This window comes from Streptomyces sp. NPDC012474 (assembly GCF_042955185.1).
Lineage (GTDB): Bacteria > Actinomycetota > Actinomycetes > Streptomycetales > Streptomycetaceae > Streptomyces > Streptomyces cahuitamycinicus.
Genome location: NZ_JBIBEP010000012.1, coordinates 41,484 through 63,915, shown reverse-complemented (window position 1 = coordinate 63,915; position 22,432 = coordinate 41,484). Strand labels below are relative to the sequence as shown.

The window sequence follows — 22,432 nt, the reverse complement described above, 5'->3', positions numbered from 1 at the left end:
CTCGTAGGAGCCCATGCATCCCGACCGTGAAGCCTCCTGGACCCCGCCGGACGACTCCAAGGAGCAGCCCCGGCAGGTCCGCCGCATCCTCGGCCTCTTCCGCCCCTACCGGGGCCGTCTCGCGATCGTCGGGCTGCTGGTCGCCGCCGCGTCGCTGGTCTCGGTCGCGACGCCCTTCCTGCTGAAGGAGATCCTCGACGTCGCGATCCCCCAGGGGCGCACGGGCCTGCTCGGCCTGCTCGCCCTCGGCATGATCCTCAGTGCCGTCCTCACCAGCGTCTTCGGGGTTCTCCAGACGCTGATCTCCACGACGGTCGGTCAGCGCGTCATGCACGACCTGCGCACCGCCGTCTACGGCCGGCTCCAGCGCATGTCCCTCGCCTTCTTCACCCGCACGCGCACGGGCGAGGTGCAGTCCCGCATCGCCAACGACATCGGCGGTATGCAGGCGACCGTGACCTCCACCGCGACCTCCCTGGTCTCCAACGTCACCAGCGTGGTCGCCACGATCGTCGCGATGATCGCCCTCGACTGGCGCCTGACGGTCGTCTCGCTGGTGTTGCTGCCGGTGTTCGTGTGGATCAGCCGCCGGGTCGGCGACGAACGCCGGAAGATCACCACCCAGCGCCAGAAGCAGATGGCCGCCATGGCCGCCACCGTCACCGAGTCGCTCTCCGTCAGCGGCATCCTGCTCGGCCGCACGATGGGCCGCTCCGACTCGCTGACCAAGTCCTTCTCCGGCGAGTCCGAGGAGCTCGTCGGCCTGGAGGTGCGGTCGAACATGGCCGGGCGCTGGCGCATGGCCGTCATCACCATCGTCATGGCCGCCCTGCCCGCCGTCATCTACTGGACCGCGGGCATGGCCCTCCAGTTCGGCGGCCCCGAGGTCTCCATCGGCACGATCGTCGCCTTCGTCTCGCTCCAGCAGGGCCTGTTCCGCCCGGCCGTGAGCCTGCTGTCGACCGGTGTGCAGATCCAGAGCTCGCTCGCCCTCTTCCAGCGCATCTTCGAGTACCTCGACCTGCCGGTCGACATCACGGAGCGCCCCGATCCGGTCCGCCTCGACCGGATCAAGGGCGAGGTCCGCTTCGACAACGTCTCCTTCGGCTACGGCGGCAAGGACGGTCCGGTCCTCGACGGCATCGACCTCACCGTCCCGGCCGGCGGCAGCCTCGCGATCGTCGGCCCCACCGGCGCCGGCAAGTCGACCCTCGGCTATCTGGTGCCCCGGCTCTACGACGTGACCGGCGGCAGCGTCACCCTCGACGGGGTCGACGTCCGCGACCTCGACTTCGACACTCTGGCCCGCGCGGTCGGCGTCGTCTCGCAGGAGACGTACCTCTTCCACGCCTCGGTCGCCGACAACCTGCGCTTCGCCAAGCCCGACGCCACCGAAGAGGAACTGCACCAGGCGGCGAAGGCGGCGCAGATCCACGACCACATCGCGGCCCTGCCCGACGGCTACGACACCGTCGTCGGCGAGCGCGGCCACCGCTTCTCCGGCGGCGAGAAGCAGCGCCTGGCCATCGCCCGCACCATCCTGCGCGACCCGCCGGTCCTCATCCTCGACGAGGCCACCAGCGCGCTGGACACCCGGACCGAAGCCGCCGTCCAGGACGCCATCGACGCCCTGTCGGCCGACCGCACCACCCTCACCATCGCCCACCGGCTGTCCACCGTGCGCGGCGCCGACCAGATCGTGGTCCTCGACTCGGGCCGAGCGGTCGAACGCGGCACGCACGAGAAGCTTCTGGAGGAGGGGGGCCGGTACGCGGCGCTCGTACGCCGGGACGCCCAACTGGAACCGACAAGATGAAAATATGCCGGGTTTATGACGATATACGGGTTACCGTGCCCGCATGCAGAAGAACACTCCGCCACGGAGCACGATTCGACTGACGCGCCGGGGCCGCATCGCCCTCGTCGCGACCGGAGCCGTCGTGGTCGGGACCGCCGTGGCGGTGCCGCTGCTGACCCTGGGGACCGAGGAGGAGAGCCGGCCCACCACCCTGGCCGTCCCCGAGGGCTGGCGCGCGAGCCAGGTCTACGCGGCCGTCGACAAGGCCCTCGCCCTGCCCGCCGGCAGCACGAAGAAGTCCCTGGACAAGGCCGCGCTGAAACTGCCGAACGACGCCGAGGGCAACCCGGAGGGCTATCTCTTCCCGGCCACCTATCCGCTCCAGGAGAAGACCACGCCGGACAAGCTCCTCGCGCTGATGGTCGACACGGCCAACGACAGGTTCAACGGCGCTCCCATCGCCGCCGGGGCGCAGCGCAACGCCATGAACGTGTACCAGGCCGTCACCATCGCCAGCATCGTCCAGGCGGAGGCGGCCACCAAGGCCGACATGGGCAAGGTGGCCCGGGTCATCTTCAACCGCCTCGAACGCGGCATGCCGCTGCAGATGGACTCGACCATCAACTACGCCCTGGGCCGCTCCACCCTCCGCACGACGGAGAACGACACCCGGATCGACAGTCCCTACAACTCGTACCAGCGCATGGGCCTGCCGCCCACGCCCATCGACAACCCCGGCGAGGAGGCGATGCGCGCGGCCGTCAACCCGACTCCGGGCGACTGGCTGTACTTCGTCACGGTCCGCCCGGGCGACACCCGCTTCACGGCGGACTACCAGCAACACCAGCGCAACGTCGCGGAGTTCAACGCGCAGAGGAAGAAGAGCGGGGCGCAGGCGGCCGGATGAGGACCCGGTGACCCCCGTCCCGCGTCACCCGCCGCATCCGGTCGGGGGCCCGGTGACCCCCGTCCCGCGTCACCCGCCGCATCCGGTCGGGAGCCCGCTGCACCCGCCCTGCGTCACACCGTCACGCCGCGTCCGGGTGGGGGCCCGTCGGGGCCCGCCCTCAGTCACGCCACCGCCGGCTCCCGCTCCAGCAGCCGCCTGATGTCCCGTACGGCCGCGCGGCCGGCCCGGTTGGCTCCGATGGTGCTGGCCGACGGGCCGTAGCCGACGAGATGGACGCGGGGGTCCACGGCCGCGTGCGTGCCTTCCATGCGGATGCCGCCGCCGGGGGAGCGCAGCCGGAGCGGGGCGAGGTGGTCGATGGCGGCGCGGAAGCCGGTGGCCCAGAGAATGACATCGGCGTCGATGTGGCGGCCGTCGGTCCAGTCGACCCCCGTGGGCGTGATGCGGTCGAACATCGGCTGCCGGTCGAGCACTCCGTCCTCGATGCCCTGCCGGATCGCGTCGTTGAGCGGCAGGCCGGTGACCGACACGACACTGCGGGGCGGCAGACCCTGCCGTACCCGTTCCTCCACCAGCGCGACCGCGGCGCGGCCCGCGCCCTCGTCGAAGGGACCCTCGCGGAAGACCGGCGGGCGCCGTGTCACCCAGGTGGTGGCCGCCGCGTACGAGGCGATCTCCAGCAGGTGCTGGGTGCCCGAGGCGCCGCCGCCCACCACCACGACCCGCTGCCCGGCGAACTCCTCGGGCCCTGGATACTGCGCGGTGTGCAACTGCCGCCCCCGGAAGGTCTCCTGGCCCGGATAGCGGGGCCAGAACGGCCGGTCCCACGTGCCGGTCGCGTTGATCAGCGCCCGCGTCGACCAGACGCCGTCCGAGGTCTCCACGAGCAGCCGCCCACCGGGCCCCTCGCGCACGGCCCGTACGTCCACCGGGCGCCTGACCCGCAGGTCGAAGGTCCGCTCGTAGCGGTCGAAGTACGCGCCGATCACCTGGGCGGACGGCCGCGCAGGGTCCGCGTCCGTGAGCTCCATGCCAGGCAGGGCGTGCATCCCGTGCACCTTGCCGTACGTCAGCGACGGCCACCGGAACTGCCAGGCGCCGCCGGGTGCGGGGGAGTGGTCCAGCACGACGAAGCCGCGGTCCGGTTCGAAACCGGATCGCCGCAGGTGATACGCGGCGGCCAGCCCGGCCTGCCCCGCGCCGATGACGACCACCTCGACCTCGCGTGTGTTGTTCACGCTTCTACCAACCGGGGCGGGTCCCTGGATCTTCCCGACAGGGCGGCTCGCGCGCGGCACCGAACGAGTGGACTCCTCCCTTGGGGGCCTCGAGGCGGCCCCCGCCGCCGATGCGGATGGTGATGTCCCTCGCGCCGGCACGCGACACCTCCGGGCCGGGCGAGGGCTTCCGGTGCTCCACCACCAACCTCGTCCTGCTCGCGCGTGCGTCAGGATGGGGGCATGTCAGATGTCTTCACCACCCGAGTTCTGAACCTCAGCACCGGCGCCGCGGAGAGGGTCCTCGACATCACCGGCGACTGCGAGTCCTTCCTGCGCGAGGCGGCGGCCGGCCGCGACGGCCTGCTCAACGTCTTCGTCCCGCACGCGACGGCCGGCATCGCCGTGCTGGAGACCGGCGCCGGCAGCGACGACGACCTCCTGGCCGCGCTGCACACCCTGCTGCCCGCCGACGACCGCTGGCAGCACCGGCACGGCAGTCCCGGTCACGGCCGTGACCACGTCCTGCCCGCCCTCGTCCCGCCGCACGCGACCCTGCCGGTGCTGGGCGGTCGGCTGGAGCTGGGCACCTGGCAATCGGTGTGCCTGGTGGACACAAACAAGGACAATCCGGAACGTAAGGTGCGCCTGAGTTTCCTGGGGTGAGCGCGGTCATGGTCCCGGTCCGACGGCTGTCGGGCCACGGCCGTGGCCCCCTTTTGACGGCCGTGGGTCCTGCATGGCCCTGGTGTGCCGTGACGGCCGCCCGTAATGCCCGTATCCTCATCAATGCCAGATTCTCTTTTCCGAGCAGCGGATTGTCGCGGGCGCAAGTGAGGCGAAGCGTGGTTCGGTCCGGCGAGGAACCCAGGCCGGCGGGGCGTGCGACGGACGGCACGGGGCCCGCCAGCCTCCGCGAGCTGTTCCTCCAGGGCGAGCCGGTCGAGACGGGCGTGCGGACGTCGATCCTGAACTCGTGGCAGCGCTGCCGGTCCCTGGGCCTGTCACCGGACACGCTCGACCTGCCCTACCGGGAGGACTTCGACCCGGGCGGCCGTATCGTCCGGGCAGCCACGCCCGTCCTCGACCGGCTGCAGGCCACGTTCGCCGGCAGCCAGGTCAACATCTCCGTCGCCGACGCGAACGGGACGGTACTGCTGCGCCGCTTCGGGAATCCGTCGATGGCCAGGAGCCTCCCGGCCATCCAGGTCGTCCCGGGGTTCGTGTTCGCCGAGCAGGTCGCCGGCACCAACGGCATCGGACTGGCCCTGGCGGAGCGGCAGCTCATCCGCGTCTACGGCGCCGAGCACTTCGCGGAGCGCTCCCAGCAGAGCGCCTGCGTCGCGCTGCCCGTCCGTGATCCGCTCAGCGGGCGCATCGAGGGAGTCCTGTGCCTCGGCTATCCACGCGGCTTCGAGAGGCCCTCACTGGGCGTCGCGATCCGCAGGGCGGCCGAGGGCATCGAACGGCGGCTGCTGGGGCAGAGCTCCGCGCGCGAGCGCGCCCTGCTGCGGACCTACCTGGCCGCCGGGGCCGGGACCGCCGGTCTTCACCGCGGTGTGGCGCTGGACGCGCTGGCGAACGAGTTCCACCCCCGCGACCAGGCGATTCTCCGGGAGAAGGCGGCCGAGTTGATCTCCGGTTCGCAGCGGGGAGCCGCCGAGGTGACCCTGCCCGACGGGCAGCGCGTGACGCTCGTGAGTCGACCGGTGACGAGTGGCTCCGGTGTGCAGGGCATCGCCATCGAGGCCGTGCTGCCCGGCTCCCCGGCGGGCGAGCCGCTCGTCATACCGCACCAGACGGACGAGCCCGCCGGTCTCACCGCCCCCGTCGTCCCGCTCTCCGCGGTCCGCCAGGCGCTCACCCTGCCGTCCTCGCACCTCGCCGCGCCCTCCGGCCAGCTCGTCACGACCGACGGAGACGGCGGAACGGCGAGGCCCGGCGGGACGGCCGCAACCGCGGGCGACCGGAGCGCCCCCGCGCCGGCCGTGGCCGACCGGAGCCCCTCCGGGCTCGACGTGGCCGACCGGAGAACGCCCGCGCCCGCCGTAACCGACCGGAGCACCCCCGCGCCAGCCGCAGCCGCAGCCGCAGCCGCAGCCGGCGACGGCGACCGCGACCGCGACCGAAGTACGGGCGAGTCCGTCAACGCCGGCAGCGACCGCAGTCTCGGCCAAACCGCGGCGGCCGTTCCGGACGGCGGAGGGCGCGGTGGCGCCGAGTCCGGCGAGGTTCCCGAGGGCGGGGACGGACCGAGTGCCGCCGGAGAGCATTCCGAAGCGGCGTTCCCGGCCCGGGGACTGGTGATGCTGGGAGAGCCGCAGGTCGGGGCCTACGCCCTGGCCGCGCGCCGCCGCCTGGAGCTGCTGTCCGAGGCCAGCACGCGCATCGGCACCACCCTGGACGTGCGCCGCACGGCCGAGGAGCTGGCCGAGACCGCGGTCCCCGGACTGGCCGACTTCGTCACCATCGACCTGCCCGACGCCGTACTGCGCGGCGAGGAGTCCGCAGATCCCATCGCCGACCTGCGCCGCACGGTCGTCCACGGCATCCACGAGGGCATGCCCTTCACACCCCCGGGCAAGCGCGTCGACTTCGGCCCGACCACGCCCCAGCTGCGCTGCCTCAGCGGCGGCGAGGCCGTGCTGGAACCGGACCTCGCAGCCGCCGCGGGCTGGCTCGCCCAGGACCCCGAGCACACCGCGGGTCTGCTGGCACACGTCCACTCCCTCATCGCGGTACCGCTGCTCGCCCGCGGTGTCGTCCTGGGCGTCGCCTCCTTCTACCGCGGGGGCAGCCCCTTCGGGGACGACGACCGCTCCCTGGCCCAGGAGCTCGCCTCCCGCGCCGCCCTGTCCATCGACAACGCCCGGCGCTACACCCACGAGCGCACCATGGTCCTGGCCCTCCAGCGCCGGCTCCTCCCGCACGGCCTGCCCGACCAGGACGCCGTCGAGGTCGCCCACCGCTACCTGCCCGCCGAGTCCGACGTGGGCGGCGACTGGTACGACGTCATCCCGTTGTCCGGTGCCCGCGTAGGCCTCCTCGTCGGCGACGTCGTCGGCCACGGCATGCTCTCCGCGGCCACCATGGGCAGGCTGCGCACCGCCGCCCGCAGTTTCGCCGAGCTGGACTTCCCGCCCGACGAGGTCCTCACCCACCTGGACAACCTGGTGGGCCGCCTGGACCGGGAGGACCCCGACGGCAAGGGCGCCGGCGTCATCGGCGCGACCTGCCTCTACGCCGTCTACGACCCGACCACGCAGCGGTGCCTGATGGCCCGGGCCGGTCACCCGCCGCCCGCGCTCGTCCACCCCGACGGCACCGTGATCTACCCCGACCTGCCCGCCGGACCCCCGCTCGGCCTCGGTGGCCTGCCCTTCGACGCCGTCGAGGTCGACCTTCCCGAGGGCAGTCAGCTGGTCCTGTACACCGACGGGCTCATCGAGGACCGGAACCGCGACGTCGACGCGGTCCTGGAGCAGTTGCGCGAGGCCCTGGCCCATCCCGAGCGCGCCCCCGAGGAGACCTGCCAGGCGGTCCTGGACACCGTGGCTCCCGCGCACCCTCACGACGACATCGCCCTGCTCGTCGCCCGCGTCCATGCCCTGGACCCCGGCCGGATCGCCACCTGGGAGTTCTCCGCCGACCCGGCCCGCGTCGGTGAGGTCAGGGCGTCCGCCACGCGGTGGCTGTCCGACCGGGGACTCGACGAGACGGGGTTCGCCGCGGAGCTGATCCTCAGCGAGCTGATCACCAACGCCATCCGCCACGGAGCCGCGCCGATCCGGGTGCGGCTGCTCTACGGCAAGACCCTGATCTGCGAGGTCTCCGACGCGAGCAACACCGCACCGCATCTGCGCCGGGCTGCCAGTACGGACGAGGGCGGACGCGGTCTGTTCCTCGTCGCACAGCTCTCGCAGAGCTGGGGCACCCGCTACCTGCCCGAGGGCAAGGTGATCTGGGCAGAATGCGATCTCGACGCGGCGTAGCACCGCCTCCCGCGGTGTGACGCGGCCACCGGCCGGGTTCGGCTGCAGGCCGGTCCCGTGCCGACCGCGCCGGAGGTCACGCCCCGTCGGAGGCGCAGCGGTCCGAAAAATGCCCGAAATGCTGTAATTTGATCGAGTGCGCGACGCTCCCGACACGCCCCCGGAGACGGCTTCACCCTTCGGGCCGGAACCCCTGGTCCGGATCCGCGGACTCAGCAAGCGGTTCGGCGGCACCGTCGCGCTGGCCGGGGCCGACCTCGACGTCCGTCCCGGCAGCGTCCTCGCCCTGCTCGGGCCCAACGGCGCCGGGAAGTCCACGCTCATCAAGATCCTCGCCGGAGTCCATCACGCCGATGCGGGGCAGATCACCGTCGCCGGGGACCCCCTCGGCAGCCCCACCGCCACCCGGAGCATGTCCTTCATCCACCAGGACCTGGGTCTCGTGGAGTGGATGACGGTCGCCGAGAACATCGCCCTGACCACCGGGTACGGGCGCCGGGCCGGGCTCATCTCCTGGCGGCGCACCCGTGCCCGATGTGTCGAAGCCCTGGGGATCGTCGCCGCCCACCTCGATCCGGACACGCCGGTCTCCGGCCTCGCACCGGCCGACCGCTCGCTGGTCGCGATCGCCCGGGCCCTGGCGGCACGCGCGCGGCTCATCGTCCTCGACGAGCCGACCGCCCGCCTGCCCGCCGCGGACTGCGCCCGGCTCTTCCGCGTCCTGCACGATCTGCGCGACCGCGGGCACGCCGTGCTCTACGTCAGCCACCGCCTGGACGAGGTGTACCGGGTCGCCGGCCACTTCGCCGTCCTGCGGGACGGTCGCGTCGTCAGCCACGGCCGGCTCGCCGGTCACAGCCCCGCGCGGCTGGTCCGCGACATCGTCGGCGAGGCGGACGAACCGGCCGTCCACCGCCCTGCCAGGACTCCGGCCGGCACGGCGCCCGTCCTGGCCCTCGACGGCGTGCGCACCGCCCGGGCCGGACCCGTCCGTTTCGAGCTCGCGGCCGGGGAGGTCCTCGGTCTGGTCGGCCTCTCCGGCGCCGGGCACATGGACCTGGGCCGCGCCCTCGCCGGCGCCCTGCCTCTCCTGGACGGGCGGGTCCTGCTGAACGGGCGGCCGTACCGGCCCCGTACGGTCGCGCAGGCCGTCGCCCTCGGGGTCGGCCTGGTGCCGGGCGACCGGCTGCGGGAGGGCTGCCTCGCCGAGCTGACCGTACGGGAGAACCTCCTGGCGAACCCCCGGGCGGGAGGCCTGCCCGCACCGCGGTGGATCGGCCCGCGCGGTGAACGCGCCCGGGCCGCCGCCCTGATCGAACGGTTCTCGGTGCGACCCCGCGACAGCGAGCGCCCCATCGCCACGCTGTCCGGCGGGAACCAGCAGAAGGTCATGATCGGCCGCTGGCTGCGGACGGACCTGCGGCTGCTGATTCTGGAGGAGCCGACCGCGAGCGTCGACGTCGGCGCCAAGGCCGCGATCCACCGCCTGCTGCACGAGGCGCTGGAGGCGGGCCTCGCCGTGCTGCTGCTGTCCACCGACTTCGAGGAGGTGGCGACCGTGTGCCGGCGCACGCTGGTCTTCGTGCGCGGAACGGTGACGGCCGAACTGAGCGGCCCCGCCCTCACCGTCGCCGGACTGACCCGGGCGGCCTCGGCCATGCCCCCGTCCGAGGCCGGTCACCCGTGACGCCGCCCCGGCCGCGCCGCCGCCCCGGTGGACACCACATCGGCGCCTACGGCCTGCTCGCCCTCACCGCCCTGCTCTACCTGGTCTTCTCCCTCGCCCTGCCGGACACCTTCCCCACGCTGGACACCGTCGACTCGATCCTGTCCAACCAGTCGATCCCGGCCGTCCTCGCGCTCGCCGCCATGGTGCCCATCGTCACCGGCGCGTTCGACCTCTCCATCGGCTACGGCCTCGGCCTGGCCCATGTGATGGTGCTCCAGCTCGTCGTGAACGCGGGGTGGCCCTGGCCGCTCGCCTGCCTCGCCGTGCTCGCCGGAGGGCTGGTGGTGGGCGTCGTCAACGGCGTCATCGTCGAGTTCGGCCGGATCGACTCCTTCATCGCCACCCTCGGCACGGGCAGCATGATGTACGCCGTGACCGGCTGGATCACCGACGGCGGCCGGATCGTCCCCGGCCCGCAGGGCCTGCCGCCCGCGTTCACCGACCTCTACGACTCCTCGTTCCTCGGCCTCCCGGTCCCCGCCTTCTACGTGCTCGCCCTCGCGGCCGTCCTCTGGCTGGTGCTGGAGCGGCTGCCGCTGGGCCGGTACCTGTACGTCGTCGGGTCGAACCCGCGCGCGGCCGGCCTCGTGGGCATCCCGACCCGCAGGTACACGGTCTACGCGTTCGCCGCCTCGGGCCTGATCGTCGGTTTCGCCGGTGTGCTGCTCGCCGCCCAGCAGCAGATCGGCAACCCGAGCGTGGGCCTCGACTACCTGCTGCCCGCCTTCGTCGGCGCCCTCCTCGGTTCCACGGCGATCAAGCCCGGCCGGCCCAACGCCCTCGGCACCGTCGTCGCCGTCGCGGTCCTCGCCGTCGGCCTCACCGGCATCGCCCAGCTGGGCGCCGAGTTCTGGACGGTCCCGCTGTTCAACGGCGGGACCCTGCTCATCGCCGTGGGCCTGGCCGGATACGCGGCCCGCCGCCGGATGCGCGGCGGCGCGGCCCGCGACGCACCCGCCGCTCCGCCCCCGTCCTCCACGGCGGGCGCGGACGGCACGGCCCCGCCCTGACCCCTCTCGGCACGCCCCGCCGCGTCGATCCCCTCACTGGAGTTCCCGTGCACCGCACCCGCAAGGCCGCCCCAGCCGTCCGCACCGCGCGGCTCGCCTCCTGCGCCCTGCTGGCCGCGGCCGCCGCCCTCACCGGCTGCGAACGCGGTTCCTCCGACGGCGCGGACGAGACCGCGACGGGCCCGAGCGGCTGCCCCACCGTCCAGGCCCGGGCCCGGGAAGCCGTCACCCGGGCCGAGCGGACCGACATCCCCTGGGGAGGGCCCACGGGCGGCCCCGAGGCCGTGTCCGGCAAAAGCCTGGTCTTCGTCGCCCAGACCATGACCAATCCCGGTGTCGCGGGCGCGGCGAACGGGGTGCGCGACGCCGCGCGGGCCATCGGCTGGAACGTCCGGGTGATCGACGGCGGCGGTACCCCGGCCGGCATCCAGGCGGCCATGAGCGAAGCCGTCGCCCTGCGGCCCTCGGGCATCGTCATCGGCGGGTTCGACCCCGACTCGACGGCCCAGCAGGCCGCCCGGGCCAATGCGCAGCGCATCCCGCTCATCGGCTGGCACGCGGTCCCCGACCCCGGCCCGAGTCGGCAGCCCGACCTCTTCACCAACGTCACCACCCGCGTCCAGGACGTCGCCCGCATCAGTGCGCAGTGGATCATCTCCGACTCGAACGGCCGCGCCGGGGTGGTGCTCATCACCGACGCGTCGATCCCCTTCGCGCGCAACAAGTCCGACCTGATCCGCGAGGAGCTGACGAGCTGCCAGGGGGTGCGGCTGCTCTCGGTGGAGAACATCCCGATCCCCGACGCCAGCACCCGCACCCCCCGGGAGATCTCCTCCCTGCTCTCCCGCTTCCAGGACCGCTGGACCCACTCCGTGGCCATCAACGACCTGTACTTCGCCGACGCCGCCCCCGCCTTCCGGGCCGCCGGCGAGAAGGGCTCCGGGCCTCCCTTCAACATCGGGGCCGGCGACGGCGACCCGTCCGCCTTCCAGCGCGTCAACAGCAGGCAGTACCAGGCCGCCACCGTGCCCGAGCCGCTGTCCCTGCAGGGCTGGCAGATCGTCGACGAGTTCAACCGCGCCTTCTCCGGCCGTCCCGACAGCGGGTACGTCGCCCCCGTGCACATCGCCACGGCCGGCAACAGCGAGGGCGCCACCAGCTGGGACCCCTCGGGCTACCGCGAGGCCTACCGGAAGATCTGGGGAAGATGACGGCCTGCCGCGTGCCGATCCCTTCACGGAACATGCACGGAACCTCAGAATCCCTTTAACTTTCAAGGGCTACTGTCGCGTCAGTCGAGTGGCCGTCGGGGGCCGATCCGAGCGGGGCCCGTCCGCGGCGGCCCTCGCACCCCCCACCAGGCACAGGAGATCCGGTTGTGTACGACGGCGACGTAGTGGTGATCGGCGGCGGCTACGCCGGTGTCCGGCTGGCCAGACGGCTGGACGGCACGGCCCGGGTCACTCTGGTGGACCGCAAGGAGGTCTTCTTCCACCGCATCGCCTCCTTGCGCGCAGGAGTGCGCCCCGAGTGGACGCACACTCCGTTCATCCCCTACGACCGACTGTTGCGCCACGGCCGGGTGGCCACCGGCAAGGCCGTACGCATCGACACCACCGAGCGGCAGGTCGTCCTCGCCACCGGCGAGCGGCTGCCGTACGACGTGGTCGTGATCGCCACCGGCGCCGACTACCCCGAGCCGGCCCGCTTCACCGGCACCACGACCGAGGAAGCGGCCAAGTCCTTCGCCGAGCACCAGCGCAACATCGCCACGGCCGAACACGTCCTGGTCGTCGGTGGTGGCCCCGGCGGCGTCGAACTCAGTGCCGAGATCCGCCTCGCCCGCCCGGACGCCCGGGTCACCCTCGCCCACTCCGGGCCCGCCCTGCTCGACTCCACGGGCAGTGCCCGCCCGGGACGCAAGGCCCTGGCCTGGCTGGAGTCCCACGACGTGGAGGTGCGGCTCGACTCGTTCATGTCTCCCGGCAACGACTTCGGCACCTACCGCGACGCCCGCGGCACCGTCCTCGACGCCGACCTGTCCTTCTGGGCGACCGGCACCACCCCCAACACGCTCTGGCTGCGCCTGGCCGGCCACGGCGACTGGCTCAACGGAGCCGGGCGCGTGAAGGTCGACCGGACGCTCCGGGTCGAAGGCCGGCTGGACGTGTTCGCCGTCGGCGACGTGAACGACGTCAGCGAACTCAAGATCACCCCCGCCGCCCTCGCCCAGGCGGACATCGCCGCCCACAACATCCGCTCCTACCTGCAGAGTTCAGGCAAGCACCGCAAGGAACCGCGCTTCTACCGACCGATCCAGCGCACCCCGCTCATCGTGCCCTTCGGCCCCGCCCACGGCCTGACCGTCCTGCCCGTGCCGGGCGGCGAGTCCGCCGTCCTCGGCAGCCGCACCACCACCCTGGCCAAGGCGAAGAGCCTCATGACGCCCTACATACGCCGTCAACTCGGTTACACGGCGGCCTGACCCGCGGCTCGGCCGCTCCCACCGCCCCACCCCCGTCGTTACCCGCGAGTTCGCACTGGGGTAGGGTCCCCACCGTTTCCGGCTACCGACTGATGGTGCGCCGGTACAGGGCGTGTCGGAGGGTGGCAAGAGATGGAATCCCAGCGGGGTGACGGCGGATCCGTGGACCTGGACGGCACGAGCCTGGAGACGCTCGCTCCCGAACCGCTGCTGACCAGGGACTACGAGGTGCGTCCCGCGCTCGTGTACGAGCGGCTGCGCCGGCAGCACGGCCCGGTCGCGCCGGTCGATCTTCTGGGGGTGCCGGCCTGGCTGGTGCTCGGCTACCGCGAGTCGCTCCAGGTGCTCCAGGACGACGAAGGCTGGCCCAAGGGTCTGGAGAACTGGCGGGCCCGCACCGAGGGCAGGGTGCCGTCCGACTGGCCGCTCGGGCCCTCCCTGGAGGTCAACCACATCCTGATCCAGGGCGGCCCCGGCTACCGGCCGCTGCGCACCGCGTGGGACGTCGCCCTCAAACCCTTCCAGGACCCCCGCCACCCGCAGGCCAAGCGTCTGAAGGCCGCCGTCACGGCCTACGCCGACGAACTGATCACCCTCGTCGGGCAGGGCGGCGCGACCGGCGGGGCGGACCTGTCCGCGCAGTTCTCCCGGCCGCTGCCGCTGATGGTGGCCAGCCACCTGCTGGGCTTCCCCGGTTCACAGGGCGACGACGCGCTGATGGACATGTGGCGGGTGCTCGACGCCGGCCCGGACGCCGAGGCCGCACTGGAACGCCTGCTGGCGACGCTGGCCGAACTGGGCGCGCTGAAGCTGGAGAAGCCGGGTGACGACTTCCCCTCGTACCTGCTGGCCGCCCACCCGGACCTGTCGCTCGACCAGCTCGCCCGCGAACTGTTCATGCTGCTGGGCATGACCTCCGACCACGTCGGCATCCTCATCTCCAACACCGTCGTGGAGGTCATCTCGGGCGAGGGCAGCGTGCGCGCCAGCCTGTCCGCCGGCATGGTCAGGGAGAGCATGAACCGGGTGGTCATGCGCAAGCCGCCCCTGGTCAACTTCGTCCCTCGCTTCGCGGCCCGGGACACCCCGCTCGGCAACTACACCATCCGGGCCGGTGACCCCGTGTGGGTCTCCCCGGGCGCCGCCCACGCCGACCCGCTCTTCGCCGACCACGTCGCCTCGGGCACCACCATCAGCACCCGGGCCCACCTGTCCTGGGGAGCCGGACCACGCCAGTGCCCGGCGCGGGAGCTCGCCTCGGCCGTCGCGGCGGCCGGTGTGGGGCGCCTGTTCGAGCGGTTCGACCACCTCGGCCTCGCCCTGCCCGCCGACCAACTGCCGTGGCGTTCCTCGCCGTTCATGCGAGGCCTGCGCTCCCTGCCGGTGCGGTACGAACTCGCCTCCGCGCCGCCCCCGCGGCCGCGGGCGGACGCCCCCGCACCGGGTGTGGCCGAGGAGGTCCTGCCGGACCCGGCCGCGCGGCAGCGCTCCTCGCTGTGGCGCTATCTGACGGGCCTCATCCGCGGCGGCCGCTGATCCGGAAGGACCGAGTCGAACGCCCATTCCGCATCGGCGTTCCTCACGGTCCCGGGATGACGCTTTCACACCGCACACGTGACAAAAGGTGCTGGTCCGCAGGGCGCCCGTGCTGCGATGCTCGTGACAGATCCCGGGACAGGGCGCGAGGGCCCGCGGGGGCCGGGCAGGTACACCTCGATGACCTGCCCGGCCGTTCTTCTGCCAGGGCGCGGGACGGAGCGGGACGGGGGCGGAACCGGGCGTGGGAAGGGGTGCGGGGCTCACACCCAGCCCGACTCCGTGGCGATCCGGACCGCGTCGATCCGACTGCGGCCGCCCGTCTTCCGGGTGATCGCCGACAGATGGTTGCGAACCGTCGCGGCGGACAGGCACAGCCGCTCGGCGACCTCCCGCGTGGGCGTACCGTCGGCGGTCAGCCGCAGGACCTCCACCTCGCGCGGGGTCAGCGGGTTCGCACCCGCGTCCAGCGCGGCCAGCGCGAACTCGGGGTCGACGAACCGCTGTCCCCTCACCAGCTTGCGGACGCCGTGGACCAGCCGGTCCGGCGGGGCGTTGGTGCTGATGACACCGGCGGCGTGCAGATCGAGCATGCGACGCAGCCGCTCGGGTGTCGTCGAGGCCATCATCAGCAGCATCCGGCACTCCGGCAGCCGCGCCCGCAGCTCGCCCCGGACGGCGACCTCCTCGCCCTCCCTGGAGTCCACGCCGATCACCGCCACGTCCGGACGGCACTCAAGGGCACGCGCGACCACGTCACCGTTGCCGTCGGCCTCGGCGACGACCTCGATGTCGTCCTCCCGCGACAGCAGAGCGGCGAACGCTCCCCGCACGAGACGGGTCCGCTCGACGAGAAGAACGCGGATCACTGTCGCTCCCTCTCAGCCGTACGGGGCCACTGGGCCACCTTGATCGGATTATCGCCGCACCGCGCGGATATTTCAGTTCGAGCCGCACCGCAACCGACGGCCCTGCTCGAGCCGCTGCCGCAGGCCGAGGGTGATCGAGTGGTGAGCCCTGGGAGCCGGGCGTACCGTCGAACGGTGGACACCGCAGGCAGCAGCCCGCAGCCGGCTTCGCCACAGGCGACCACCACCAGGGAATCCGGTGGTGGCGGCAATGCGATGGCGCTGCTGGTCATCGCCTCGTGCCAGTTGATGGTGGTCCTCGACATCACCATCGTGAACATCGCGCTGCCGCACATCCAGAGTTCACTGGATTTCTCCACCACGAGCCTGTCCTGGGTGGTGAACGCCTATACCCTCACCTTCGGTGGTCTGCTGCTGCTCGGAGGCCGGGCCGGAGACATCCTCGGCCGGCGGCGCGTCTTCATCTTCGGCGTGCTGCTCTTCGTGTTCGCGTCCCTGCTCGGCGGATTCGCCCAGAACGCCGGCCAACTCCTCGGCGCCCGCGCCCTGCAGGGCGTCGGTGGCGCCATCGCCTCCCCGACCGCCCTCGCTCTGATCAGCACCACCTTCCGCGAGGGACCGGAACGCAACCGCGCCTTCGGGGTCTTCGCCGCGGTCTCGGCCGGTGGCGGCGCGATCGGCCTGCTCGCCGGCGGCATGCTGGTGGAGTGGCTGAACTGGCGGTGGGTGCTGTTCGTCAACGTGCCCATCGGACTGCTCATCGTGCTCGCCACACCGCGTTACATCAAGGAGTCCGAACGCCACCCGGGGCGCTTCGACGTCACCGGCGCGCTCACCTCCACCGCGGGCATGGTGCTGCTCGTCTACGGCTTCATCAGAGCCGCGCAGGACGGTTGGCGGGACCCGCTCACCCTCGCCTCGTTCGCCGGAGCGGTCGTCCTCCTGGTGGCCTTCATCCTGATCGAGCGTCGTTCGAAACAACCCATCACGCCGCTGCACATGTTCGCCGACCGCAACCGCGCGGGCACCTACGGCATCATGCTGTGCCTGGCCGCCGCCATCTTCGGCATGTTCTTCTTCCTCACGCTCTTCGTGCAGAACGTGCTCGGATACAGTCCGCTCGCGGCCGGACTGGCCTTCCTGCCCGTCAGCGCGGTCATCGCCGTCGGCGCCGGACTCGCCTCGCGGTTCCTGCCCGTCTACGGGCCCAAACCGTTCATGGTGATGGGCGCGATCCTGGCGGCGGCGGGCCTGGCCTGGCTGACCCTCACCGACGTCCACTCCACCTACGCGGGCAGCGTCCTCGGACCGATGCTCGTCTTCAGCCTGGGCATGGGCATGGAGTTCGTGTCACTGACCCTCATGGCGCTGTCCAACGTGCCCACGCCGGAGACCGGCGCGGCCTCCGGACTCCTCAACGCCACCCAGCAGGTCGGCGGTTCCCTCGGACTGTCCATCCTGGTCACGATGTACGGAACGGCCAGCACCAACGAGGCGGACCAGCAGGTCCCGGCCTTCCTGCAACAGGCGACCCCGGCCGAGCGCATCCGGTTCGAACGCACCGGCCAACTGCCCAAACCCTGGTCCGACGAGATCCTCACCGCCGGTGTCTCGGCCGCCTTCATCATGGCGGCGATCTTCACCGCCGTGGCCGCGCTGATCGCCCTGCTCGTCATCCAGGTCCGGCCCTCGGACCTCGAACGTCTCAAGGGCGGAGCGGGCCCCGGCCCGGTGTGAGGCCCGCTCCCGGAGCCGCTACGCCCCGATCCTCCCTGCGATCACCGGTGCCAGCCGGTCGGCTATGACCCGGTGCCCCCGGTCGTTGGGATGCACCGAGTCCGTCAGATCACCCGACCCCAGCCAGCCGGTCGTGTCCACGAAGGACACCCGCGCGTCACCCCCGGCGACGGCGCCCTTCACCGCGGCCTCGGTCTGCGGGACGAACCGCCCGCGGAACGTCTCCAGTGCGAAGATCCACGCCTGCGGATACGCGGCCCGCACCTTGCGCAGCAGACTGCTGTACGCCGACTGGAACTGCGCCGCACTCACCCCGTGTCCCACGTCGTTGGTGCCGAGGTTGATCACGACCGCGTCGGCCCGGTAGCGGGAGAAGTTCCAGTCGGGCGTCGTCGCGTTCGGGTTGAGCTTGGTGAACTGCCGCTCCAGACCCACGCATCCGTCCGCCGCGGCCACCAGACACGCACCGCCCTGCGCGATCTGAGTGTGCTCGACGCCCAGCCGCTCCCCGATCAGCCAGCCGTACGCGGTGCGGGCGTTCTGCGAGGTCGTCGTGCCCACGGTGATCGAGTCGCCGACGAACTCGACGAGTTTGGCCGGGGCCGGCGGTGCGAACGTCGTCGCGCCACTGTCCAGCACCAGCCCCTGGAAGACCGCGTCGCCCTTGTACGAACCGGCCACCACCTGGTAGTTGACCTGGAGGGTGTGGTTGCCGGGGGAGAGGGCCGAGGGGGTCAGGTTCACCGTGCCCTTGACGTCGTTGAAGAACCTCACCGGGCCGTTGTCGATCCGCGCCCACAGGTCGATGGTGCCCCGCTGCTTCAGCTTGACCGTCCGGCCGGTGAATCCGGCCCGGTAGTACGCGCCGGCCCAGTACGGGGTGTAGGCGGTGCTGGAGCGGGTGTCCCAGCGGCCGACGAACTTGATGTTCGGGTCGCCGGGCTGCCCGGGGGCCGCCGCCTTCACCGTGGCACCGCTGCCGAGCCGGGAGCGCACGACCGGGGCCAGGCGCTCGGCGAACCTGGTGTGACCCGCCTCGTTCGGGTGCCCGTTGCCGTCCTCGTAGTGGGTGCCGTCCGTGAGCCAGCCCGTGGTGTCGACGAAGTGCACCCGCGCGTCACCGGCGCTGTTGCGGGCACCGACGGCGGCCCTGGTCTCGCCGACGTAGCGCTTCTTCAGCGTCTGCACCGCGAAGAGATGCGCCGCGGGGTACTTGGCGCGCACGTCGCGCAGGAAGGTCGTGTAGGCCGACCGGAAGGCGGCGCCCGACACGCCGTGCCCGATGTCGTTGGTGCCGAGGTTGATGACGACGGCGTCGGCACGGTACCGGGAGAAGTCCCAGTTCGCGCCACCCGTGCTCGCCGTCCTGAAGAACTGCCCGCTCAGCCCGGCGCATCCCGACTGCGCGACGAGGCAGTACCCGGAGCGGGCGATCTGCGTGTGCCGCATGCCCAGCCGCTCGCCGGTCTTCCAGGCGTAGGAGTCAAGCGCCAGCCGGTCGGTGAGGGCCCCCGCCGTGATGGAGTCGCCGACGAACTCCACCAGTCCGGCCGGGGCTTCGGCGGCGACGGTCCGGGCCCCCGGGTCCAGGACCAGGCCCTGGAAGACGGTGTCACCGGAACGGTAGGTCAGGCGCAGGGTGTGAGTACCGGGGGACAGCGGCCGGGGAGTGAGGTTCACCGTGCCGCGCACGCCGGCGTGGAAGACGTCGGGGCCGCCGTCGACGCTCGCGTAGAAGTTGACCGCGTTCCTGGCCCTGACCTTGACCGTGGTGCCGGTGAAGCCGGTCTGCAGATAGGCGCCGGTCCAGTGGGGCACCGCGGCGGAGCCCGAGGAGGTGTCCCAGCGCCCGACGTACGCGATGTTGGGATCGGAAACGGAGCCGTCACCCGGCGCGGCCTGCGCGGCAGCGCCGCCGGCCCAGGACAGCAGGCAGGCCATGAGCACGGCCGCGAGCAGGGCCGGCAGGGTACGTCTAGGACAGGTGTGGGGGGAGATCTGCACGGGGTTCCCTTCACGTGGGGGTGGGGTGGGAGCGCTCCCAAAGCAGTCTTCCGAGAGAACCATTGAAACGGTTCAGCGTCAAGAGATCGGTCGAGAAGGGAAGTTGAGGAATCGGTGACCCGTGCCTGCCGGGGTGACTGCCCCGTCGACGGCACCTGACGCCGGCAAGGACACGTTGGGTCACGGACGCGGCCGGGGGAACGTCTCCAGTGCCTCGGCCAGGCCCGCCGCGTCCGTGCCGATCTTGCGGTACACGGACGAGAGCAGCTGGCGCACACCCTCCTCCGTGAGGTGCAACTCCTTGGCGACGACCGCAGGGGTGTGGCACCCCGCCGTCATCTCGGCGGCCTTGCGCTCCTGCGCGGTGAGCGTGTCCGTCTGCGCGTACCGCAGGGGCAACGGGCGCAGTCCCGCCGCGGACAGTACCCGCCTGGCCCGGGCGGCGAGGCCCTCGGCACCGCAGTGCACCGCGCTTTCCAGGCCCTGGTAGAGCCGATCGGCGGCGTCGTGCAGCCGGCCGACGCGAGCCAGCGCGGCGCCGTGACCGACCAGGGCACGGGCCAGTTCGTACGCGGCGGGCGACCGCTGCAGATGGTCGACGGCCTGCGCGTGCAGATCGAGCCCCGCCTCACCTCCCGTCACCTCCGCCTCGGCGTGCAGCGCCTGGCCGATCGCGGATGCCGCGCCGAAGTCCCGGGCCCGCTTCACGGCGTCCTGCGCGTGGCGTACCGCCCGGTCGGGAGCACTGCGGGACAGAGCCCTGGCAAGTCCCAGCTGCCAGGGACACCACGCCGGGTTGCGCCAGTCCCGGCCCTCCAGCCACGCGCCCACGCCGGACAGCAGGGGGACGGCGTCCTCGGGCCGGCCCTCCGCCAGGAGCAGTTCGGCGCTGACGGTGCGCGGATCGGGGTAGATGACGGCGTTCGGGATGACGTCGCCGTAGTGGTACTTGTCGGCGAGCCGCCGGGCCGCCACGACGCGGCCGCGGGCCAGCAGGGTCTGGATCAGGATGCCGATGGCGAACCACTGGGCGGGCACCGCGCCTTCCACCCGGTCGGCGATGCCCAGACCCTCCCGCACCAGGTTCTCGGCCTCGGCCAGGCAGCCGCGGCGATACCGGATGTACCCGGAGAGCGTCTGGCCGAGGGCCAGATGGGAGCCGCGCCAGCCCTTCGACTCGCACTCGGCCATGCCCTTGGCGAACAGTTCCTCAGCACGCCGCGGCTGGTCGCAGTACATGAACACCAGCGCGACCGAGACGGGAACCTCGAAGCCCCGGTTCTCATGGATCCAGCTCAGTCCGCCGCGCAGGGCCTCCTCGGCGTACGTGAGGGCCTTCTGCCGGGGCTCGCCGCGCATCATGGCGTCCCAGGCGCGCAACCCGAGGATGTAGCGCTCCTCCAGACCGCGGCCGGCCAGCCGGTCGGCGAGCCGGGCCAGCGCCCGCGACCGGCCGGACGAGTCAGCCTCGTCGGTGCGGAACGCACTCCACACGAACTGGTCGGCCTGCATCCGCAGCCGGATCCGGGGGTGGGCGCCGGCCCGCCGCGCCTCGTCGGCGGCCACCGTCGCGGCCTCCGCCATCCGGTCGGTGTGGGCCAGCGCCTGGGTCAGCCGGTACACCATCGAGGCACGCAGCTCCGGGTCGATGCCCGGTTCCGCGAGCGCCTCCCGCAGATGCGCCACGGTGGCCGTGGGCTTGATGAGGAAGGTCGCGCAGGCCAGTTCGTGCAGCAGCGCGGCACGCTCCTCCGGCTGCGGCGGCTCCTGCAGGGCCCGGTTCAGCAGCCGCCGGGCCGCTTCCGGGGCGCCGGAGTGCAGGGCTTCACGGGCGGCCTCCCGCAGACAGGCGACAGCCTCGGTGCTGCCCTCGCAGGGCACCTCCAGCAGGTGCCGGGCCGCGGCTGCGCAGCCGAGCCCCGCCGCCCGCACGGCCTCCGCGGCCGAGTTGTGCATGCCCTCCCGCAGGCTCGGCCCGATGGACCGGTAGATCGTGGTGGCGATCAGCGGGTGGAGGAACTCCAGACTCCCGCCGGGCCCCTCGCCGTCGGCCAGGATGCGTGCGGCGCGCAGCTTCTCCGTGGCCTCGGCCGCCGCCGCGCTGCCGACCGCCGCGATACGTGCGGCCAGTTCCGGCGAGATGGCCTGCCCGAGGACGGCCGCGGCGTAGGCGAAGCGGACGGTGGTGGTGCCGAGCCCCTGCAGCCGCTCGACCAGGCCGGGTCCCTTCACCGCGGCGGCCAGGTCGCGCATCGCGGGCAGGTCCTCGCTGGTGCCCCTCAGATTGCGCTCGCCCAGCCGGATGGAGAGTTCGACCGCCTCGAACGGGCTTCCGCCGGTGGCCTCCCAGCATTCCTCGCAGAACGCGTCCTCGGCCTCCTCGCCCACCTCGTCGCGGACGATCCGTGCCACGGCCGTGGCACTGAGCGGCGCCAGGGTGAACGGACGGTTCCCCAGGTCGGCGGAGGGGGTGCTGAACGCGGCCGCCTCAAGGGGCAGTTCGGGCCGGAAGGCGGCGACGATCAGCAACGACAGGTCCACGGCGCGGGGCGCGAACGAGGCCAGCCAGGTCAGTGACTCGACGTCGGCCCAGTGCAGATCGTCCAGCAGCAGCACCACGGGCGACTTCATCACCGCGAGGCGCGTCATCACCCAGTCCAGACCGTCACGCACCCCGGTCGGGTCCGGAACATGGCCGCTCGGCGCGGCGACCAGGCCGAGCGCGGCGGCGACGATGTCGTACCACCCGCCCAGGAACGTACGGAGCTCCTGCTCGTCCATCGACGCCAGCGAGGGCTGGACGACCTGGCGCACCACGTGGAACGCCAGCTCCTGCTCCTTGTCACCGCCCCTGCCCGACAGCACGGTGAACCCCTGCGCCCGGGCGCGGGCCCGGGCCTCGGTCAGCAGAGCCGTCTTGCCCATCCCTCCGGGCCCGGTGAAGGCGACGAGCCCTCCGCGTGGCGCCTGGGGCACGCCGTCGACGGTGTCCCGCAGGGCGTTCAACGCCGAGTCGAGCGCCCGGAGCTCCTTGCGGCGCTCGAGCAACGGCCGTGATTCGGGCGTGGGTTGCCGCGGCTCGTTCGCCATGTGCCGTACCGCTTCCTGTCGTCGGCCATCGAGTGGCAGCGCGAGCGTACGCCTC

The 22,432-nt window shown here is 72.5% G+C and carries 14 protein-coding genes; 10 read left to right on the top strand and 4 right to left on the bottom strand.

Features of this window, described 5'->3' with window-relative positions:
• Positions 1-13: 13 nt before the first annotated feature.
• Positions 14-1,816: an ABC transporter transmembrane domain-containing protein gene (locus ACFY9S_RS24860; RefSeq protein ID WP_391132057.1), complete on the top strand. Its 1,803-nt coding sequence runs from the start codon at positions 14-16 to the stop codon at positions 1,814-1,816.
• A 43-nt stretch (positions 1,817-1,859) separates the two neighbouring features.
• Positions 1,860-2,705: an endolytic transglycosylase MltG gene (gene mltG, locus ACFY9S_RS24855; RefSeq protein ID WP_391132055.1), complete on the top strand. Its 846-nt coding sequence runs from the start codon at positions 1,860-1,862 to the stop codon at positions 2,703-2,705.
• A gap of 164 nt (positions 2,706-2,869) precedes the next feature.
• On the opposite strand, the gene ACFY9S_RS24850 is transcribed toward mltG, so the two are convergent.
• The gene (locus ACFY9S_RS24850; RefSeq protein ID WP_391132053.1) at positions 2,870-3,946 is read right to left on the bottom strand and encodes an NAD(P)-binding domain-containing protein; all 1,077 of its coding nucleotides are present in this window, start codon (positions 3,944-3,946) and stop codon (positions 2,870-2,872) included.
• 222 nt (positions 3,947-4,168) lie between these two features.
• Between ACFY9S_RS24850 and ACFY9S_RS24845 the strand changes: the two genes are divergently transcribed.
• From ACFY9S_RS24845 to ACFY9S_RS24815, 7 genes are all read left to right on the top strand, one after another.
• Entirely contained in the window at positions 4,169-4,591 is a 423-nt protein-coding gene (locus tag ACFY9S_RS24845) for a YjbQ family protein (protein WP_062925484.1), read from the top strand.
• 179 nt (positions 4,592-4,770) lie between these two features.
• Positions 4,771-7,917: a SpoIIE family protein phosphatase gene (locus ACFY9S_RS24840; protein WP_391132051.1), complete on the top strand. Its 3,147-nt coding sequence runs from the start codon at positions 4,771-4,773 to the stop codon at positions 7,915-7,917.
• A gap of 136 nt (positions 7,918-8,053) precedes the next feature.
• A complete protein-coding gene (locus ACFY9S_RS24835) occupies positions 8,054-9,604 on the top strand; it encodes an ATP-binding cassette domain-containing protein (RefSeq protein ID WP_391132049.1) in 1,551 nt (516 codons plus the stop codon).
• On the top strand, positions 9,601-10,656 hold the full coding sequence (locus tag ACFY9S_RS24830) for an ABC transporter permease (RefSeq protein WP_391132047.1): 1,056 nt from the start codon (positions 9,601-9,603) through the stop codon (positions 10,654-10,656). Before ACFY9S_RS24835 ends, ACFY9S_RS24830 begins: the two co-directional genes overlap by 4 nt.
• Positions 10,657-10,703: 47 nt before the next feature.
• Positions 10,704-11,867 carry a substrate-binding domain-containing protein gene (locus ACFY9S_RS24825; protein ID WP_391132046.1) on the top strand — a complete coding sequence of 388 codons (1,164 nt, stop codon included), beginning with the start codon at positions 10,704-10,706 and terminating at the stop codon, positions 11,865-11,867.
• A 167-nt stretch (positions 11,868-12,034) separates the two neighbouring features.
• The gene (locus ACFY9S_RS24820; RefSeq protein WP_391132044.1) at positions 12,035-13,141 is read left to right on the top strand and encodes an FAD-dependent oxidoreductase; all 1,107 of its coding nucleotides are present in this window, start codon (positions 12,035-12,037) and stop codon (positions 13,139-13,141) included.
• Positions 13,142-13,273: 132 nt separating this feature from the next.
• Positions 13,274-14,677 (top strand): cytochrome P450, encoded by a 1,404-nt coding sequence (locus ACFY9S_RS24815; protein ID WP_391132042.1) that lies wholly within the window; start codon positions 13,274-13,276, stop codon positions 14,675-14,677.
• 263 nt (positions 14,678-14,940) lie between these two features.
• Here ACFY9S_RS24815 and ACFY9S_RS24810 read toward each other — a convergent pair whose 3' ends face one another.
• Positions 14,941-15,546: a LuxR C-terminal-related transcriptional regulator gene (locus tag ACFY9S_RS24810; protein WP_391132040.1), complete on the bottom strand. Its 606-nt coding sequence runs from the start codon at positions 15,544-15,546 to the stop codon at positions 14,941-14,943.
• Between the two features lie 255 nt (positions 15,547-15,801).
• Here ACFY9S_RS24810 and ACFY9S_RS24805 point away from each other — a divergent pair, with 255 nt between their 5' ends.
• On the top strand, positions 15,802-17,283 hold the full coding sequence (locus tag ACFY9S_RS24805; protein WP_391132407.1) for a DHA2 family efflux MFS transporter permease subunit: 1,482 nt from the start codon (positions 15,802-15,804) through the stop codon (positions 17,281-17,283).
• An 18-nt stretch (positions 17,284-17,301) separates the two neighbouring features.
• On the opposite strand, the gene ACFY9S_RS24800 is transcribed toward ACFY9S_RS24805, so the two are convergent.
• Positions 17,302-19,224: a GDSL-type esterase/lipase family protein gene (locus ACFY9S_RS24800; RefSeq protein WP_391132405.1), complete on the bottom strand. Its 1,923-nt coding sequence runs from the start codon at positions 19,222-19,224 to the stop codon at positions 17,302-17,304.
• Between the two features lie 243 nt (positions 19,225-19,467).
• Positions 19,468-22,377, bottom strand: coding sequence for an AAA family ATPase (locus ACFY9S_RS24795; RefSeq protein ID WP_391132038.1), 2,910 nt, complete (start codon positions 22,375-22,377; stop codon positions 19,468-19,470).
• Positions 22,378-22,432 lie beyond the last annotated feature (55 nt).

Excerpts from the sequence above, each read along its gene's own strand:
- ACFY9S_RS24795 (WP_391132038.1), bottom strand. The coding sequence starts at position 22,377 with ATGGCGAACGAGCCGCGGCAACCCACGCCCGAATCACGGCCGTTGCTC.
- ACFY9S_RS24860 (WP_391132057.1), top strand. The coding sequence starts at position 14 with ATGCATCCCGACCGTGAAGCCTCCTGGACCCCGCCGGACGACTCCAAG.
- mltG (WP_391132055.1), top strand. The coding sequence starts at position 1,860 with ATGCAGAAGAACACTCCGCCACGGAGCACGATTCGACTGACGCGCCGG.
- ACFY9S_RS24815 (WP_391132042.1), top strand. The coding sequence starts at position 13,274 with ATGGAATCCCAGCGGGGTGACGGCGGATCCGTGGACCTGGACGGCACG.
- ACFY9S_RS24845 (WP_062925484.1), top strand. The coding sequence starts at position 4,169 with ATGTCAGATGTCTTCACCACCCGAGTTCTGAACCTCAGCACCGGCGCC.
- ACFY9S_RS24805 (WP_391132407.1), top strand. The coding sequence starts at position 15,802 with ATGGCGCTGCTGGTCATCGCCTCGTGCCAGTTGATGGTGGTCCTCGAC.
- ACFY9S_RS24800 (WP_391132405.1), bottom strand. The coding sequence starts at position 19,224 with ATGGCCTGCCTGCTGTCCTGGGCCGGCGGCGCTGCCGCGCAGGCCGCG.